The sequence below is a fragment of the Streptomyces sp. NPDC037301 genome (assembly GCF_055602785.1).
The window spans coordinates 97019-113252 of sequence record NZ_JBVJWD010000004.1 but is presented as its reverse complement, the minus strand read 5'-3'; the positions used below and the strand labels follow the sequence as shown (position 1 = coordinate 113252).

The 16234-nt window shown below is 67.6% G+C and carries 13 protein-coding genes; 6 read left to right on the top strand and 7 right to left on the bottom strand.

Features of this window, described 5'->3' with window-relative positions; all coding sequences use genetic code 11:
• Positions 1–2: 2 nt before the first annotated feature.
• The 5 genes from ACZ7IB_RS09230 (at position 3) to ACZ7IB_RS09210 (ending at position 4721) form a co-directional block, all read left to right on the top strand.
• Positions 3–512 (top strand): Jag family protein, encoded by a 510-nt coding sequence (locus ACZ7IB_RS09230; protein ID WP_114245516.1) that lies wholly within the window; start codon positions 3–5, stop codon positions 510–512.
• A gap of 109 nt (positions 513–621) precedes the next feature.
• Complete coding sequence (gene rsmG, locus ACZ7IB_RS09225) at positions 622–1338, top strand: 16S rRNA (guanine(527)-N(7))-methyltransferase RsmG (protein ID WP_327274146.1); 717 nt, start codon at positions 622–624, stop codon at positions 1336–1338.
• Between the two features lie 291 nt (positions 1339–1629).
• On the top strand, positions 1630–2706 hold the full coding sequence (locus ACZ7IB_RS09220; protein WP_470911160.1) for a ParA family protein: 1077 nt from the start codon (positions 1630–1632) through the stop codon (positions 2704–2706).
• Positions 2703–3803: a ParB/RepB/Spo0J family partition protein gene (locus tag ACZ7IB_RS09215; RefSeq protein WP_470910671.1), complete on the top strand. Its 1101-nt coding sequence runs from the start codon at positions 2703–2705 to the stop codon at positions 3801–3803. The genes ACZ7IB_RS09220 and ACZ7IB_RS09215 overlap by 4 nt, the downstream gene beginning before the upstream one ends.
• Before the next feature lie 300 nt (positions 3804–4103).
• Entirely contained in the window at positions 4104–4721 is a 618-nt protein-coding gene (locus ACZ7IB_RS09210; RefSeq protein WP_470910669.1) for a GNAT family N-acetyltransferase, read from the top strand.
• 81 nt (positions 4722–4802) lie between these two features.
• Here ACZ7IB_RS09210 and trxA read toward each other — a convergent pair whose 3' ends face one another.
• From trxA to ACZ7IB_RS09175, 7 genes are all read right to left on the bottom strand, one after another.
• A complete protein-coding gene (gene trxA / locus ACZ7IB_RS09205; RefSeq protein WP_093895053.1) occupies positions 4803–5135 on the bottom strand; it encodes a thioredoxin in 333 nt (110 codons plus the stop codon).
• A 43-nt stretch (positions 5136–5178) separates the two neighbouring features.
• Positions 5179–6141: a thioredoxin-disulfide reductase gene (gene trxB, locus ACZ7IB_RS09200; RefSeq protein WP_470910667.1), complete on the bottom strand. Its 963-nt coding sequence runs from the start codon at positions 6139–6141 to the stop codon at positions 5179–5181.
• A gap of 133 nt (positions 6142–6274) precedes the next feature.
• The gene (locus ACZ7IB_RS09195; RefSeq protein ID WP_470910665.1) at positions 6275–7222 is read right to left on the bottom strand and encodes a hypothetical protein; all 948 of its coding nucleotides are present in this window, start codon (positions 7220–7222) and stop codon (positions 6275–6277) included.
• Entirely contained in the window at positions 7219–7923 is a 705-nt protein-coding gene (sigM, locus tag ACZ7IB_RS09190; RefSeq protein ID WP_470910663.1) for an RNA polymerase sigma factor SigM, read from the bottom strand. The genes ACZ7IB_RS09195 and sigM overlap by 4 nt, the downstream gene beginning before the upstream one ends.
• Before the next feature lie 153 nt (positions 7924–8076).
• Positions 8077–9795: a protein kinase family protein gene (locus tag ACZ7IB_RS09185; RefSeq protein ID WP_470910661.1), complete on the bottom strand. Its 1719-nt coding sequence runs from the start codon at positions 9793–9795 to the stop codon at positions 8077–8079.
• A 127-nt stretch (positions 9796–9922) separates the two neighbouring features.
• Positions 9923–12082, bottom strand: a complete 2160-nt coding sequence (murJ, locus tag ACZ7IB_RS09180; protein WP_470910659.1) for a murein biosynthesis integral membrane protein MurJ — start codon at positions 12080–12082, stop codon at positions 9923–9925.
• Between the two features lie 49 nt (positions 12083–12131).
• Positions 12132–14417, bottom strand: a complete 2286-nt coding sequence (locus tag ACZ7IB_RS09175; RefSeq protein ID WP_470910656.1) for a DUF6049 family protein — start codon at positions 14415–14417, stop codon at positions 12132–12134.
• 183 nt (positions 14418–14600) lie between these two features.
• Between ACZ7IB_RS09175 and ACZ7IB_RS09170 the strand changes: the two genes are divergently transcribed.
• Positions 14601–16043 carry a CCA tRNA nucleotidyltransferase gene (locus tag ACZ7IB_RS09170; protein WP_470910654.1) on the top strand — a complete coding sequence of 481 codons (1443 nt, stop codon included), beginning with the start codon at positions 14601–14603 and terminating at the stop codon, positions 16041–16043.
• The last annotated feature ends 191 nt before the right edge of the window (positions 16044–16234 follow it).

Here is a 16234-nt window from a genome sequence, read left to right as displayed (position 1 = left end):
CCGTGACGGAAGGCACCACCTCCACGGCCGCTGAGGGCAGCGACACCTTGACCCGCCTTGAGCAGGAGGGCGAGATCGCAGCGGACTACCTCGAGGGCCTGCTCGACATCGCCGATCTCGACGGAGACATCGACATGGACGTCGAGGCGGACCGGGCCGCGGTCTCGATCATCAGCGACTCGGCACGTGATCTGCAGAAGCTCGTGGGCCGCGACGGTGAGGTGCTGGAGGCGCTCCAGGAGCTGACGCGGCTTGCTGTGCACCGGGAGACCGGTGACCGGAGTCGGCTGATGCTGGACATCGCGGGCTTCCGGGCCAAGAAGCGGGCTGAGCTCGCCGAGCTGGGTGCCAAGGCCGCGGACGAGGTCAAGAGCACCGGTGAGCCGGTGAAGCTGGACCCGATGACGCCGTTCGAGCGCAAGGTTGTGCACGATGCGGTCGCGGCCGCTGGTCTGCGCAGCGAGTCCGAGGGCGAGGAGCCGCAGCGCTTCGTCGTCGTTCTCCCGGCCTGACCGGAACCTTGTTCTGTCGGCCCCGTCTGTTCGCAGGCGGGGCCGATCTTTGTCAGCCTGATAGTCAGCCACCCACAGTGCGGTAGTGCGGTATGGAAGGACGGTTCCCGTGACGGCGGAAGTAGAGCTTCCCCAGGCGCCCGAAGGGGCGCGGGCAGTTTTCGGTGAGTTCTTCCCAGAGGCTGTCCGGTACGCGGAACTGCTGGCGGATGCCGGGGTGAAGCGGGGGTTGATCGGTCCGCGTGAGGTGCCGCGGCTGTGGGAGCGGCATCTGCTGAACTGCGCGGTGCTCTCCGAGGTCGTGCCTGAAGGCGTCACGGTCTGCGATGTGGGCTCCGGTGCGGGGCTTCCGGGTATCCCGCTGGCGCTGGTGCGTCCGGATCTTAAGATCACCTTGCTTGAGCCCTTGCTCCGGCGGACGAATTTCCTCCAGGAAGTCGTCGAGCTGCTGGGCCTGAACCATGTGACGGTTGTACGTGGTCGGGCCGAGGAGGTTCTAGGGACGCTTCAGCCGGTTCACGTTGTGACGGCTCGGGCTGTGGCGCCGCTCGATCGGCTGGCCGGCTGGGGAGTTCCGCTACTGCGTCCATACGGAGAGATGCTGGCGCTCAAGGGGGATACAGCCGAAGAGGAGATCGTCGGCGCCCGTGCGGCCTTGAGTAAGCTCGGCGTGGTGGAGACCGAGGTGTTGCACGTCGGAGAGGGCGTTGTCGATCCGATGTCCACGGTGGTGCGTGTGGTGGTCGGGGAGAGCCCGGGCGGTGTGAGGTTCGCCGCAAAGAGGGCCAAGGCCGCGAGGACGAGCCGCACGAGGCGTCGTCGCTGACGCGTCTGGTCACGCTGCGAAATCGACCATTACATACAGTTTGGTTGCCTGTCGGCGATGCTCCCGACAAGCGGCCATACATACCCCACGCGGAGTGTCGTGCCCCTGTAGCTAGGCTGCAGGGGCATCGTGTTTCACGTGAAACGTCGCTCTCTGCTGCATGGGATCATCAGCCGCGGTCGCGCGGCTGCCGCGCCGCGGCACCGCAGGCCCGTTAGGGCTACGGAGTTGTCCACAGAAGTGGATTCATCCACAGAAGAGCGGGCCTCGCTGGTTCACGACCCCGAAAGCATGGCAGGCTCTGCTCATTGTGAGCCTGAAGTCGAGGAGAGTGAATCCTTGCGGTCCGACGCCAACATCGCGGGACCGATGACCGATCCGGTCCCCGGTCCCCGAACCGAATCGGCGGGGGAGGGTGTTTCACGTGAAACACCGCCGCCGATGGATGACACACCCATCGGTCGCGCGGCCCAGCTGGCGGTCGAGGCCCTTGGCCGCGCCGGCGAGGGCCTGCCCCGTCCTGACCGGACGCGCGTCATGGTGGTGGCCAACCAGAAGGGTGGGGTGGGCAAGACGACCACGACGGTCAATCTTGCCGCCTCGCTCGCGCTTCACGGTGCACGTGTTCTGGTGGTCGACCTTGACCCGCAGGGGAACGCCTCCACGGCTCTGGGTATCGATCACCATGCCGAAGTCCCCTCCATCTATGACGTCCTGGTGGAGAGCAGGCCGCTCTCCGAGGTGGTTCAGCCTGTTCCGGACGTCGAAGGCCTCTTCTGCGCCCCCGCCACTATCGATCTCGCCGGTGCGGAGATCGAGTTGGTGTCGCTGGTGGCGCGGGAGAGTCGACTGCAGCGGGCGATCCAGGCATATGAGCAGCCGTTGGACTACATCCTCATCGACTGCCCGCCTTCGCTCGGTCTGCTGACGGTCAATGCCCTGGTCGCCGGTGCCGAGGTGCTGATCCCTATCCAGTGCGAGTACTACGCACTGGAAGGACTGGGGCAGCTGCTGCGCAATGTGGATTTGGTGCGGGGGCATCTCAACCCCGATCTTCATGTGTCGACGATTCTGCTCACCATGTACGACGGCAGGACCAGGCTCGCTTCGCAGGTCGCGGAGGAGGTGCGCAGCCACTTCGGTAAGGAAGTGCTGCGGACGAGCATTCCGCGGTCGGTGCGGATTTCGGAGGCACCGAGCTATGGGCAGACTGTACTGACCTACGACCCGGGTTCGAGTGGGTCGCTGTCGTACCTCGAAGCGGCGCGTGAGATCGCCCTGCGGGGTGTAGGGGTGCAGTACGAGGCCCAGCAGGCCCACACGGGCAGTGGGAACAGTCAGCAGAGCATTTCGGAGGGGATCCAGTGAGTGAGCGTCGAAGAGGGTTGGGGCGTGGGCTAGGTGCCCTGATCCCCGCCGCTCCGCAGGAGAAGCAGGTGCCGTCCACGGGGGTGGGCTCGGCCTCTCCTGGGGCGGGTCCTGTCATGACGGCAGAGCGGGGAGTGGCCGCTGCGAAGGTGGCCACGCTTGCGCCCGCTCCGGTTGTGCCGGAGCCGAGTGCGCCGGTTTCGGAGCCCGAGGCCGCGGCAGAATCTGCGGGAGCCGCAGGAGCGTACTTTGCCGAGGTTCTTCTCGGCTCCATCACCCCGAATCCTCGTCAGCCCCGTGAGGTATTCGACGAGGACGCGCTTGCCGAGTTGGTGACCTCCATCAAGGAGGTGGGCCTTCTCCAGCCCGTCGTGGTGCGGAAGATGGGTCCGGAGCGCTATGAGCTCATCATGGGCGAGCGGCGCTGGAGGGCCTGCCGTGAGGCCGGTCTGGAGCGGATCCCCGCCATTGTCCGGGCCACGGACGACGAGAAGCTTCTCCTGGACGCGCTCCTGGAGAACCTGCACCGGGCTCAGCTGAACCCGTTGGAGGAGGCAGCCGCGTACGACCAGCTGCTCAAGGACTTCAAGTGCACGCATGATCAGCTGGCTGACCGGATCGGGCGTTCCCGCCCCCAGGTGTCCAACACGCTGCGACTGCTGAGGCTGTCGCATCCGGTCCAACGGAGGGTCGCGGCCGGGGTGCTGTCGGCCGGTCATGCACGGGCGCTGTTGTCCGTGGACGACTCGGAGGAGCAGGACAGGCTGGCACATCGCATTGTGGCCGAGGGGCTGTCGGTGCGTGCGGTCGAAGAGATTGTGACCCTCATGGGCTCCAGTCCCACGAGCACTGCCAAGGCCAAGGGGCTGCGGGCCGGTGGCCGGGTGTCGCCTGCGCTGTCCGATCTTGCTTCCCGGCTCTCGGACCGCTTCGAGACCAGGGTGAAGGTCGACCTCGGCCAGAAGAAGGGAAAGATCGTCGTCGAGTTCGCATCGATGGAGGATCTGGACCGCATTCTCGGCAGCCTGGCACCGGGTGAGGGGCGCGTGCTGGATCGGGCCTCCTCTGAAGATCCTGCCGAGGGCGACGAGAGCTGACCTCTGCCGATGGACTGGGGGCGGGCTGTGTTCCGGGGGATACCGGAATACAGCCCGCCCTTTGCTTTCTCTCGGTGTCGGCTTCATCGCTGGGTGGATACGATGCGTTCTGGTATGGCACATCGGCTTGAGCCACCTCGGCGGAGGGAGGGCCATGCGATCAGTGAGCCGCAGCCGACTGGTGACAGTGGGGCTGGGCCTGGGGGCTGTCGGAGGGTTCGTCGGCAGCCTGCTCCTTGAACGGAGTGCACTGACTGCCGCACGCGGTGCGGCGGGCGAAGGAAGCGAGGAACAGCCTTCATGGGGCGTCGGCTCATACCGCTCACACTGGACAACCTTTCCGATCTCCCCAGGCGTTGCCGCTCGTGCGTCTTCTGGGAGCTTGATCCGGTCAGTGGGGAAGCTGCAGTAAAGGCGGGAACGCCCGAGCTGGAGAAAGAGGCATGGATCTCGGCCGTTCTGCTGGAGTGGGGATCGTGCGGCCGCGTTGTCTATGTCGACGATGTGCCGGCGGGCTTCGTTCTCTATGCACCGCCTGCCTACGTGCCGCGCTCGACGGCTTTTCCGACGAGCCCCGTCTCCCCCGATGCCGTGCAGTTGATGACTGCCCGGATTGTGCCGGCATACCAGGGACAGGGCCTGGGCCGAGTCATGGTGCAGACCGTCGCCAAGGACTTGCTGCGTCGGGGATTCAGGGCGATCGAGGCTTTCGGCGACGCCCGGTGGAAGGAGCCTGCCTGTGTGCTTCCGGCAGATCATCTCCTCGCGGTCGGCTTCAAGACTGTACGGCCCCATCCCGTTCATCCGCGGCTGAGACTGGAACTGCGTACGACGCTCTCCTGGAAGGAGGACGTCGAGCTGGCGCTGGACCGGTTGCTGGGTGCCGTCCAGAAGGAGCCGGCGCTGCGGCCTCTTTGATCCGAGAGCCCATGACAACGTGAAACGGGTCCATCCCCCGAGGGGATGGACCCGTTTCACGTGAAACAGCGGACCACGGTCCTACTCGCCGATGAAGCCTTCGAGGTCGCGGAGGATCGCGGCCTTCGGCTTGGCGCCAACGATGGTCTTGGCGACCTCGCCACCCTGGTAGACGTTCAGGGTCGGGATGGACATGACGCCGTACTTGGCGGCCGTGTCCGGGTTCTCGTCGATATTGAGCTTGACGATCTCGATCTGGTCGCCGTGCTCAGCAGCGATGGCCTCCAAAGACGGCGCGATCTGGCGGCACGGACCGCACCACGCGGCCCAGAAGTCCACCAGCACAGGCTTGTCGCTCTTCAGGACGACCTCGTCGAAGGAGTCATCGGTCACGTTCTTCAGGGCGCCGGCCACGGCGACCTCCTTAACTACTTGGGGTGTGGGGGTGAGGCGTGGATCAGACGGTAGCCGCAGCGGCCTTTTCGTCGTCGGCGAGCGCGGCGAGGAAGCGCTCGGCGTCGAGAGCGGCCGAGCAACCCGTGCCGGCAGCGGTGATGGCCTGCCGGTAGGTGTGGTCGACGACGTCACCGGCGCCGAAGACACCGGTGAGGTTGGTGCGCGTCGAGGGAGCTTCGACCTTGAGGTAGCCCTCCTCGTCGAGGTCGAGCTGCCCCTTGAAGAGTTCGGTGCGCGGGTCATGGCCCACCGCGATGAACAGGCCGGTCACCGCGAGCCCGGACGTCTCGCCGGTCTTGGTGTTCCGAAGGGTCAGGCCGGACAGCTTCTGCTCCCCGTGCACTCCAGCAACCTCGCTGTCCCAGGCGAACTTGATCTTCGGGTCGGCGAAAGCGCGGTCCTGCATGGCCTTGGAGGCACGCAGCGAGTCGCGACGGTGGACGATGGTGACCGACTTCGCGAAGCGGGAGAGGAAGGTCGCCTCCTCCATCGCGGTGTCGCCGCCGCCGATCACGGCGATGTCCTGGTCCTTGAAGAAGAAGCCGTCACAGGTGGCGCACCAGGAGACGCCGCGCCCGGAGAGGGCGTCCTCATTGGGCAGGCCGAGCTTGCGGTGCTGGGAGCCGGTCGTCACGATGACGGCCTTGGCGCGGTGCACCGTGCCGGCCGTGTCGGTGACCGTCTTGATGTCTCCGGTGAGGTCCACGGAGACGACATCGTCGGGGACGAGCTCGGCGCCGAAGCGTTCGGCCTGGGCGCGCATGTTGTCCATGAGCTCCGGGCCCATGATCCCGTCCTGGAAGCCCGGGAAGTTCTCCACGTCGGTGGTGTTCATCAGCGCACCGCCGGCGGTGACGGCGCCCTCGAACACCAGCGGCTTCAGCGAGGCGCGTGCGGTGTAAAGGGCGGCCGTGTAGCCCGCAGGGCCGGAGCCGATGATGATCACATTACGGACGTCGCTCACGGGTTTCTTCCTCGTCTCTGCAGACTGCCTACTGTCCACGCCTACTGGGGTCGGTTCAACGACTCTCACCCCACCCAACGGATCCTACGGGGGATGCATTCCCGACGTGCCGGGGCCGCGTCCGGCGCGATTCTCAGGGGCGCGCGTAGGCGCGGGTCAGCAGTAGCTTCCCCTTGGCGGCGGGCTTTTCCCGGACGCAGGCCGCGTCTACGACATATGCCTGGACGCGGGTCACGTCGGAGGGATGCGGCAGGACGACGAGGAAGGCATTCGTGCCCTCGTAGGTGCCTTCCTCCGCGGCGAGGGCCGCGGTCTTCCGCCCGATGCCCTGCTCCACGCAGAGCGGGACGGAAACGACAGGTGCGCGCAACGGTGTTCGAGGCGACTCGGAGCCGGGAGAGTCGCTCTTGGGCGTCGACTGAATGTCGACGGACGGCGCCTTTTTCTCGGTGCTGGTGCCGTTCGTACTCGACGGCTCCGTGCCCGCGCTCAGAAGGAGCGTCTGGACCCGGCCTTCGAGGGTGGAGGCCGAGAAGGTTCCTGCACCTTTCGCTGCGGAGCTGGAGCCCCGGTCCGCCGCCTTGAGGCTGGCATCCTCCTGGGACGGCTGGACGTTCTGCAGCATGAAGACGCCCACACCGACCACGGCTGCACCGAGAGCGGTGCCGAGCACGGCTGTGTTGCGGCGCCGGGCCGGCCGACGGCCGGGACCGGTGGTAGCCCGGGGACGCCCGGCAGGGCGGTCCCGGAGACTGAGCTCCGTTTCCGGCTTCTGTGTCACAGAGGGTTCTGTTTCACGTGAAACATGCACCGCTCCGACGGGCGCCGCGGTGCTGAGAGCCTCGGCGGCGAGCGCGGCGTCGAGGCGGTCCGCGACATCGTCGGGCATGTGCTGTGGCGTGGGCACGGTGCCGAGCAGCTCGCGGATCTCCATGAGTGAGGAATGGACATCGCCGCAGAGCTCACAGTCGTCCACATGACTGCGTACCTCTGCCGCACGTGACGGCGGGAGCAGCCCCTCCGTGAGATCGGAGATCTCCGAGACGTCCGGGTGCCAGGCCGTGTCGGTCGTTGATGTCATGCGCGCCCACCTCCGCCCTTCACTCCAGCAGGATCGCTTGTACCGGCGTCCCTCGGCACCGATGCGGGTGGGACGGATGCGCGAGGCGTCCGGTTCCTTCCCAAGTCGGGTTCCTCGGCTCCTGTGCTTTCACTGCGGAGGTGAGCGAGCAGAGGGGCCAGCCGGGCTCTGCCCCGCGCGCAGCGACTCTTCACGGTGCCTGTCGGTACGTCGAGGATGCGAGCCGCTTCGGCCACGGGGTATCCCTGCATGTCCACGAGGACCAGGGCGGCACGCTGCTCGGCGGGGAGAGTGTCGAGTGCGGCCAGGAGCTCGCGGTGCAGGTCCCGGCGCTCCGCCGGGGCTTCCGCGGACTCGTGCGGTTCGAGGAGTTGGTCGAACCGTTCGGTGTCATCGACCGGCGAGGTCTTGCGGGTGGCTGCCTTGCGGACCCGGTCGAGGCAGGCATTGACGGTGATGCGGTGCAGCCAGGTGGTGACGGCGGACTGGCCGCGGAAGGTATGGGCGGCCCGGAAGGCGGAGACCAGCGCATCCTGGACGGCGTCGGCGGCTTCCTCGCGGTCGCCCAGGGTCCGCAGTGCCACGGCCCACAGCCGGTCACGGTGGCGCCGTACGAGCTCGCCGAAAGCGTCGGGTTCACCGGCCACATGGCGAGCGAGGAGGTCTGAGTCGCTGAGTGGTTCCGACGGCTCGGCGGCCACCTCCCCCTCCCTCCCTCTCTCTGCGTCAAGGTGCGTCTGTCTATCACGATTCGAGTGAGCAGGGGCAGTGGGCGGCAGGCACACCGTACGGGATCGTCCTGGTCGCCGGCCGGTGTGCGAAGGGCCGGTGGGGGTTCCCACCGGCCCTTCGCATCAGCCGAGTACCGAGATCTCCGAGATTCCGCCGCGGAAGCCGTCAGACGTCCCGTCCGACGGCAGCTCCGTGATGTGGATCAGCACGTAGCGGGTACGCACGGGCTTGGCGAGGGACTCCTTCAGCTCGCCCCCCACTGTTCCGAGCTTGGTGAGGCGCTGAGAGAAGTCCGAGAGCGATGACGGGGCGGAGGCGTTCGCGTCGGCCGCGAGCACTTCGGCCTTCTGCCCACTGCGGAACATCTCGACCTTGATGCCGTTGACGTCCTGAACACTGCCCAGATCGACGATTATGCCGCTGCCGTCCCGGCGGTTCGGGATGTTGCCGAAGTTGGCGTAGCCCTGGTAGCGGTACGTGACCCAAGCGGTACTCGCATCGCCGTCGACGGCCTTCGGCGCGTCCTCCGGCTTCATCCCCGAACCGCTGGGCATGAACTCTGTCGCACCGGCTATCCGCAGCGGCTTGAGAGGGGCCGGAGCCTTGTTGCCCTCGTTCTTCGGGGTTGTCTGCGTGGTGTCGTCGCTCCCAGAGTCGTTGCTGCGGTCGAGGAGCGTCTCGGCGAGCTGCCAGCTGCCGAGGCCCAGCGCGGCGATGAGCAGTGCGGACACCGCCCACTTGAGGACCTTGCCGGTGCGGCTCTGGAGTGGGGCCGGAGGCACGGCGATCACGGGCTGCGTAGCGGCGCCGGGGCTTGCAGGCGGGCGTCCGTAGGTGCCTTGCTGGTAGGTCGTGCGCTGGTACTCCGGGGGTGCCGTGAAAGTGGGCTCCGGAGGGCGGATGCGGGGCATCGCGGCAACGGCCTTGGCCAGCTCGTCCGGGGTGGTGCACGGCTGCTCCTGCCGGGAGGCAGTGGCGCCGTCATTGGCGAGTGCGCGCATGGCGAGCTCGGAAAGACCGCGGTGAACACCGGCCCGAACCTGGTCGGGGGCGATCAGCCCCACTCCCTTGGGAAGCCCGGACAAGCCGTAGGCATCGGTCTCGTACGGCCAGCGCTGGGTCAGGGCGCCGTAGAGCAGGGCGCCGATGGCCTCGGTGTCCGCGCGCTGCGGGCCGTCGCTGGTGATGCCCCGCAGGGCGGCGTTCACCGCGAGGCCGCGGATCCGGTACTGCCCGGTCGAGCTCCGCAGCACCGCGCCCGGGGTCAGCCTCAGATGTGCGAGACCTTCTCGATGTGCGGCTGCCATGGCCTGGGATACCTGGCTGACGAGCTGGTACGCGTCGTACGCGTCCATCGGCCCCGCGGCCAGCAGAGACGTGAGCTCGGTGGCGTCGGGGAGCCATTCATGGACGACATAGACGAGATCGTCCTCCTCCACCGCGTCGAGTACCTGCACGAAGCGTGGGTCGCCGAGCAGAGCGGAGGAGCGGGCTGCGGCCAGCACGGAGCGGGCTCGGGGGTGGTCGGCGGGGAGCAGATGCACGCCCACCGCGCGGCGCAGTTTCTCGTCGACAGCGCGCCAGCTGCTGAATCCGTCCAGACGGGTGACGCACTCTTCGAGCCGGTAGCGTCTGGCGAGTTTGTGCCCGCTGTGCAGATCCGGGGTCGCCAGGGTGGCCTCGATGCTGATGCGCTCACCGTCCGTGTCCTGCGGCTTTGTGCCCGTTGGGTCCTGAGCTTCTGCCGTCCCGTCGGTCGTGGCCTCGTCCGCCTTGGCGGCCAGCGGTTCATCACCGCTGTTGTCGGCCACGTCGACGGCAGCCGTGCTACGTTCCGCCACCGTCGTTCCTGCCTCCCCATCCGTTGCGCGATGCCAGCCAGCTCTGCACAGTCACGCCAATTGTGCCCACACTCCGGCGCTATGCACGACACGCAAAGGGCGGTGATGGTTGTGCGGCCGGTGATTCTCAGCGTCCGAGCCGCCCGCGGACCATGCCGACCATGCCGTTGATCTCTTCGATCCGCATCCGCTTGGCGGCGACGAAGAAGACGCCCAGCAGAACGGCCCCACCACAGATCAGCGCGACGAGCGACCCGAAGGCGCCTTCGCCGAGGCCCAGGAGAACAGCGAAGCCGACGCCGCCGCCGAGCACCGCTGCCGGGATGGCAGCGAGGCACAGACGGGCGTAGGTGCGTACGACGTGGGCGCCATCCAGATCGCCGCCCAGCCGGTTGCGCAGCCGTCGCCAGGCGATGCCCACGCCGACGGCGTAGGCGAGTCCGTACGAGGCAGCCATGCCGACTACGGCCCACTGGGCGGGCAGAACCACGTAGCAGAGGGCCGAGGCGGCCGCGTTGACCGCGGCGACGATGACTGTGTTGTAGAAGGGCGTCCGGGTGTCCTCGTAGGCGTAGAAGCCTCGCAGCACCACGTACTGCACGGAGTACGGGATCAGACCGAGACCGAAGGCCATGAGGATGAAGCCCATGGACCGGGCCGCTTCGGTGCCCGCGGAGGCGTACAGCAGGGTGCACATCGGCAGACCGAGGGCGAGGAACATGAAGGCCACCGGCACGATCGCCACGGCCGAGTTCCGCAGTCCTTGGGAGATGTCGTCGCGGACTGCGCCCGGGTCGTCGTCGTGCGCGGCGCGGGAGATGCGGGGCAGCAGGGCCGCCATGACCGACACGGTGATGATCGCCTGCGGCATGCCCCAGATGAGCTGGGCGTTGGAGTACGCGAGGAAGCCGGCGCCGTCCTTGCCGGACAGCTTGCCCGCCGACGTCGCGAGCTGGGTGACGACGATCACGCCCGCCTGGTTGGCCAGGACGAACAGGACGGTCCACTTGGCCAGCTTGACCGTCTTGCCGAGCCCGTGCCCCTTCCAGTCGAAGCGCGGGCGGAAACGGAAGCCGGCCTCACGCAGATACGGGACCATGGCCAGGGCCTGGACGACCAGACCGAGCAGCGTGCCGATGCCCAGCAGGCGGACGCCCTCCGGCGGGATCGTCTGGACCCCCATCTGGGATTCGGCGGAGGTGCCGTAGACCCAGATGAACATGCCGAACGTGAAGATCACGACGATGTTGTTGAGGACCGGGGTCCACATCATCGCGCCGAACCTGCCGCGGGCGTTGAGGACCTGGCCCATCACGACATGCACGCCCATGAAGAAGATGGTCGGCAGGCAGTAGCGGGCGAACGTCACGGCGACGCTGTTGGCTGCCGCGTCCCCGGCGATCGTCGGCGACATCATGTGGATCAGCCACGGAGCGGCGAAGACCGCGATCGCGACGATCACACCGAGCGCGACCATCACGAGAGTCAGCAGGCGGTTGGCATAGGCCTCGCCGCCGTCCTCGTCGTCCTTCATGGATCGCACGAGCTGGGGAACGAAGACCGAGTTCAGCCCGCCACCGACGGTGAGGATGTAGATCATCGTCGGCAGTGTGTTCGCGATGGTGAAACTGTCGCCGAGCAGTGCCGCACCGAGCGCGGCCGTGATCACGAGGCTGCGGACGAATCCGGTGAGCCGGGACACGAGCGTGCCGGCCGCCATCACCGCACTGGACTTCAGCAGGCCGGAGGCCCGGCCGCCGGACTTGGGCGGTGCGGGTGCCGGGGCCGGTTCGGGCTCCGCCGGAACGGGGGAGGGGCCTGCCGGGCCCTCCTGGTCCCGGAACAGGTGCGCGAAGGCATCCGGCTGCTCGTGGTCCTGGGACGCCTGGCTGACGAGATCGTCCACCCCGACGAACTGGGTGGTCACCGGGTCATCGCCATACGGCAGGTATCGCGACGGGCCGTCGGGCTCGGGCGGCGGGGTCTGCGCCCAGATACGCGGATCGGGTGCGTACTGCGCCGCGGGCGGCTGCTGGTAGAGCGGCTGGGGCTGCTGGTAGGTGCCAGGGGGTGGCGGCGGGTGCGCGGCGCGGTCGTACAGCGCCTCGGTCACCGGGTCCTGGACGGACAGATCCTGGGACCGGTAGGGATCGTGGTCGTACGCGGTCTGGAGGTACGGATCGGGCGTCGGCGGAACCTGGCCCGGTCCGGGCGGCATCGGGGGCCCGCCGGAAGAACCGGCTCCGTCCGCACCCTGACCGCGGTCACCGTCGTACGGCGCGTTCATCGAAACCCCACCTCATCGTCCCCGGCCGACAGGCCACGACAGACATCGCTCAACGTTCCACTTTCTCACCCGAGCCCGACGGCTCCCCGTTTTCCGGACCGGTGTCCGGGGTCGGGTCACTCGGCTGCTCGGGTTCGCCGCCGTCGTCCCCGCCCGCGTTGGCGCGCTTGCGGTGGGTGTACATCCTGATGCCTGCGAGGACCAGAAGGAGCAGCCCACCGGCGATCACCAGCAGCACGGTCGGGGTGACCTCGGAGACCTTCACGGTGAAGGCCATCTCTCCGCCGTACGGTGTGCCGTCCTCGGTATAGAGCTGTGCGGTCATCTGCACCTGGCCATTGACGTTGGCCGCGGCGTCGAATTTCACGGACTGGCTGTGGCCGCCGGCGATCCGGATCGGCTGCTCCGCCACGGCCCCACCGTCGTTCAGTTTGAGCCGGGTCGCGTTCTCCGACTTGAGCCGGAGGACCAGATGGTCCACGCCCTGCAACAGTCTGTTCTGCACAGTCACCGGGATTGTGGCGCTGCGGCCGGACAGGGTGACGTCCGACTTCGAGATGAGCTGGACCTCGTTGATGAGGCCCTGCAGATAGGTGCGTACCGAGTCCCGGTACTGCTGGGCCTCCAGCGGCTTGCCACGCCATGACGTCGACATGGAGCGGTTGACCGCGTTGCCGAAGGGAGTCACCACCCGCTCGGGATGGGTGAGGATGACCTGGAAGTTGTTGAGCGAGACCTGGGTGGACTTGATGTCCTGGAACGCCTGGGTGGGCAGCTCCTGGCTGCGGAGCTTCTTCGGGTACTGGGACGATCCGGGGACGCTGGTCGTCGCGTCCGTGTCCGGCTTCACCTCGGCCGCGTCCACGAGCCCGAGGGGTTCTGTCCAGCGTCCGTCGTCGAGGGCGTGCAGGGCGTCGGCCATCGACTGGGCCTGGGCGACAGTCGGCATCCGCTGCGGTGCGACGACGATGCTCCGTTCCGCGTCGGTGTCCTGCTGGGTCAGAGCGAGGGTCAGAGCGAGGAATTTCTGCACGGCGAGGGTGGAGTTCCCCGCCTTCGACATGTCGCCCTGGAAAGCCGTGGAGAGCCGGGCGTCGGAGACCACCGCGGTCGTGCCGCCGCCGATCGGCCGGGCCGCGGTGGGCGTGTACGACAGGCCGCCGGTCTCCTGAAGGCTGTCGCTGCGGGCGATCACGTTGTGGGCGCCGGCCGAGGTGGCGACGTCGACGATCGACGGGTCGATCGCTCCGTCGACGGGCCAGGCGAAGTCGGTCGACGGCTTCACATGAAGGATGGTCTGTACCGTTGTCCCGGCCACCTCCGTGGCGGTCTGCAGGTGGCTGAGGGTGCCCGACACGTTCTTGCCGCGGTGTGCGATGGACGCCAGATCGGGGTCGCCGAACGGCAGCGCGATGACCTTGCCGTCCGAGACCGCGGCCTCCAGCGAGGTGAGCCACTTCTTGGCGACGGCCTGGTTCTTCCCGGCGACGGTGGTGTCGCCGGACTTGACGCGGTAGTTCCTCGCCATCGCATCGACGCTGGCCAGTAGATCAGGGTCGATGACCCATGTCACGGGCAGCTGACTGCCCAGCGAGACCAGCTGTTCGAGGCGTCCGCCCGGAGCGAGTTCGGCGGCCAGGTCGTCGTCCGCGAACACAGGCGTCTGCTGATCGTCGGAGCCGGTCTCGGCAGTGACATGGGGCGATGCGATGAGCGGCCAGAGATAGGTGACCTTCGTCTTGGAGTCACGCTCCTCTTCCTGCCACGGCAGGAAGGTGCGCTGGATTCCCAGAACCCCGTACGGGGCCCGGGAGGTCTGCCCCGACAGCGAGACGCCGAGCTGGTAGACGCCGTCGTCGCCGAGCCCCAGTTTGCCGACCGGGACGGACAGCGTGAAGTCCTGGCTTATTCCGGATGGGAGCTTCGCGAACTTCACCGTGTACTTGCCGCCGATCGGGGCGGGGTCGCTGCCGAGGACGTACCCGGTGCGCTTGGCAGCGGTGTCGATCGATGTCCTGTCGAGGAGCCTCGGGCCGACTCGCAGGTCGACCTTCGCCTGCGTGATCGTGTCCTTGCCCCTGTTGGTCACGGTGCCGGAGACGGTCAGGGTGTCCCCCTTCACCGGCGCGCTCGGAGCGACGGTGTTCAGGGACACACTGACTGTTTCGGAGCCGGTCGGGGCCTTGGCGGTCCCGCCGGCCTGTGCGGCGGGTGTGGCCGGTCCTGCCAGCAGAGCTGCGACGAGCGGCGCCCCGATGATCAAGGAGGCTGTGCGCCGCAGCCACCGGCGGGCAGGAGAGGGACCGATCCCCTGAATGTCTGCCGCCTCGGCCACGCGCCTACCCGTCCCTCGTCGTTGTCAGCTGGTGTCGATGGTTGTCGGTTGCTGCGTCCCCGCATGGTAACGATGTGCGTGGGTGCCAAGTGCTGGGGAGTCCGCTACATGATCGGAAGAGTCTCGCAGGGCGGGACGAAACCAGGACGACCGGGCCGGTCCGGGCACGTACCCTTTTCTGTTGTGTCGAACGCCAATGAAGACAGCTCCCGTGCCCTGACCCAGGTGCAGCACCGCGCAGTCAGTGAACTGCTGCGGGTGTCCCCGGTCGCCGACGACCTCGCCCGCCGTTTCCAGGATGCCGGATTCAGCCTCGCCCTGGTCGGTGGCTCGGTCCGGGATGCGCTTCTCGGCAGGCTCGGGAACGACCTGGACTTCACGACCGACGCCCGCCCCGAGGCCGTACTGAAGATTGTCCGGCCGTGGGCCGACTCGGTATGGGAGGTCGGGATCGCCTTCGGCACCGTGGGTGCCCAGAAGGACGGCTACCAGATCGAGGTCACCACATACAGGTCGGAGGCGTACGACAGGACCTCGCGCAAGCCCGAGGTGTCCTACGGCGATTCCATCGAGGAAGACCTCGTCCGTCGTGACTTCACGGTCAACGCGATGGCGGTAGCGCTTCCGCAGAAGGACTTCATCGATCCTCACGGTGGTCTTGAGGACCTGGCCGAGCGTGTACTGCGCACTCCCGGCACCCCCGAGGAATCGTTCTCCGACGATCCGCTGCGCATGCTGCGTGCTGCTCGCTTCGCCGCGCAGTTGGACTTCGATGTCGCCCCCGATGTGATCACGGCGATGACGGAAATGGCCGGGCGTATCGAGATCGTCTCCGCCGAGCGGGTCAGGGAGGAGCTCAACAAGCTGCTGCTCTCCGCCAACCCCCGCAAGGGTCTGGCGCTGCTCGTCGATACGGGGCTGGCGCAGCAGGTGCTGCCGGAGCTCCCCGCTCTGCGTCTGGAAAGTGACGAGCATCACCGTCACAAAGATGTCTACGAGCACTCGCTGACCGTCCTGGAGCAGGCGATCGCCCTGGAGGCGGACGGCCCTGATCTGGTTCTGCGCCTTGCCGCTCTCCTCCATGACATCGGCAAGCCAAGGACGCGGCGCTTCGAGAAGGACGGGCGCGTCTCGTTCCATCACCACGAGGTGGTGGGCGCCAAGATGGTCAAGAAGCGGATGGCCGCGCTCAAGTACTCCAACGACATGGTCAAGGATGTCTCGAAGCTCGTGGAGCTTCATCTGCGCTTCCACGGCTACGGCGACGGCGAGTGGACCGACTCCGCGGTGCGCCGGTACGTGCGTGATGCGGGACCTCTGCTGGAGCGACTGCACAAGCTGACCCGCTCGGACTGCACCACGCGGAACAAGCGCAAGGCTGCTGCCCTCTCGCGGACCTATGACGGGCTTGAGGAGCGCATTGCACAGTTGCAGGAGCAGGAGGAGCTGGATGCCATCCGGCCCGACCTCGACGGCAACGAGATCATGAAGACCCTGGGTGTCGGTCCTGGGCCGGTTATCGGCAAGGCCTACGCGTTCCTGCTGGAGCTGCGGCTGGAGCACGGGCCGATGGGGCATGACGTGGCGGTCGAGAAGCTCAAGAAGTGGTGGGCGGCGCAGGCCTGAGACCGCTGGAGGCTCGGCCGGCAGGGGCGAGGGCCGGGGGGGGGGGGGGGGGGGGGGGGGGGGGGGGGGGGGGGAGGGAGCCGGGGGGGGGGGGGGGGGGGGGGGGGGGGGGGGGGGGGGGGGGGGGGGTGGGGGGGGGTTCGTTCTGCGCGCAGGGGGGCGGGCGCATGGCGATGGCTTGGGGAGGAGAA

What these genes read in the sequence shown, in the direction of transcription:
- ACZ7IB_RS09220 (WP_470911160.1), top strand. Translation starts at nt 1,630, where the DNA reads ATGGCAGGCTCTGCTCATTGTGAGCCTGAAGTCGAGGAGAGTGAATCC.
- ACZ7IB_RS09210 (WP_470910669.1), top strand. Translation starts at nt 4,104, where the DNA reads ATGGGGCGTCGGCTCATACCGCTCACACTGGACAACCTTTCCGATCTC.
- ACZ7IB_RS09195 (WP_470910665.1), bottom strand. Translation starts at nt 7,222, where the DNA reads ATGACATCAACGACCGACACGGCCTGGCACCCGGACGTCTCGGAGATC.
- murJ (WP_470910659.1), bottom strand. Translation starts at nt 12,082, where the DNA reads ATGAACGCGCCGTACGACGGTGACCGCGGTCAGGGTGCGGACGGAGCC.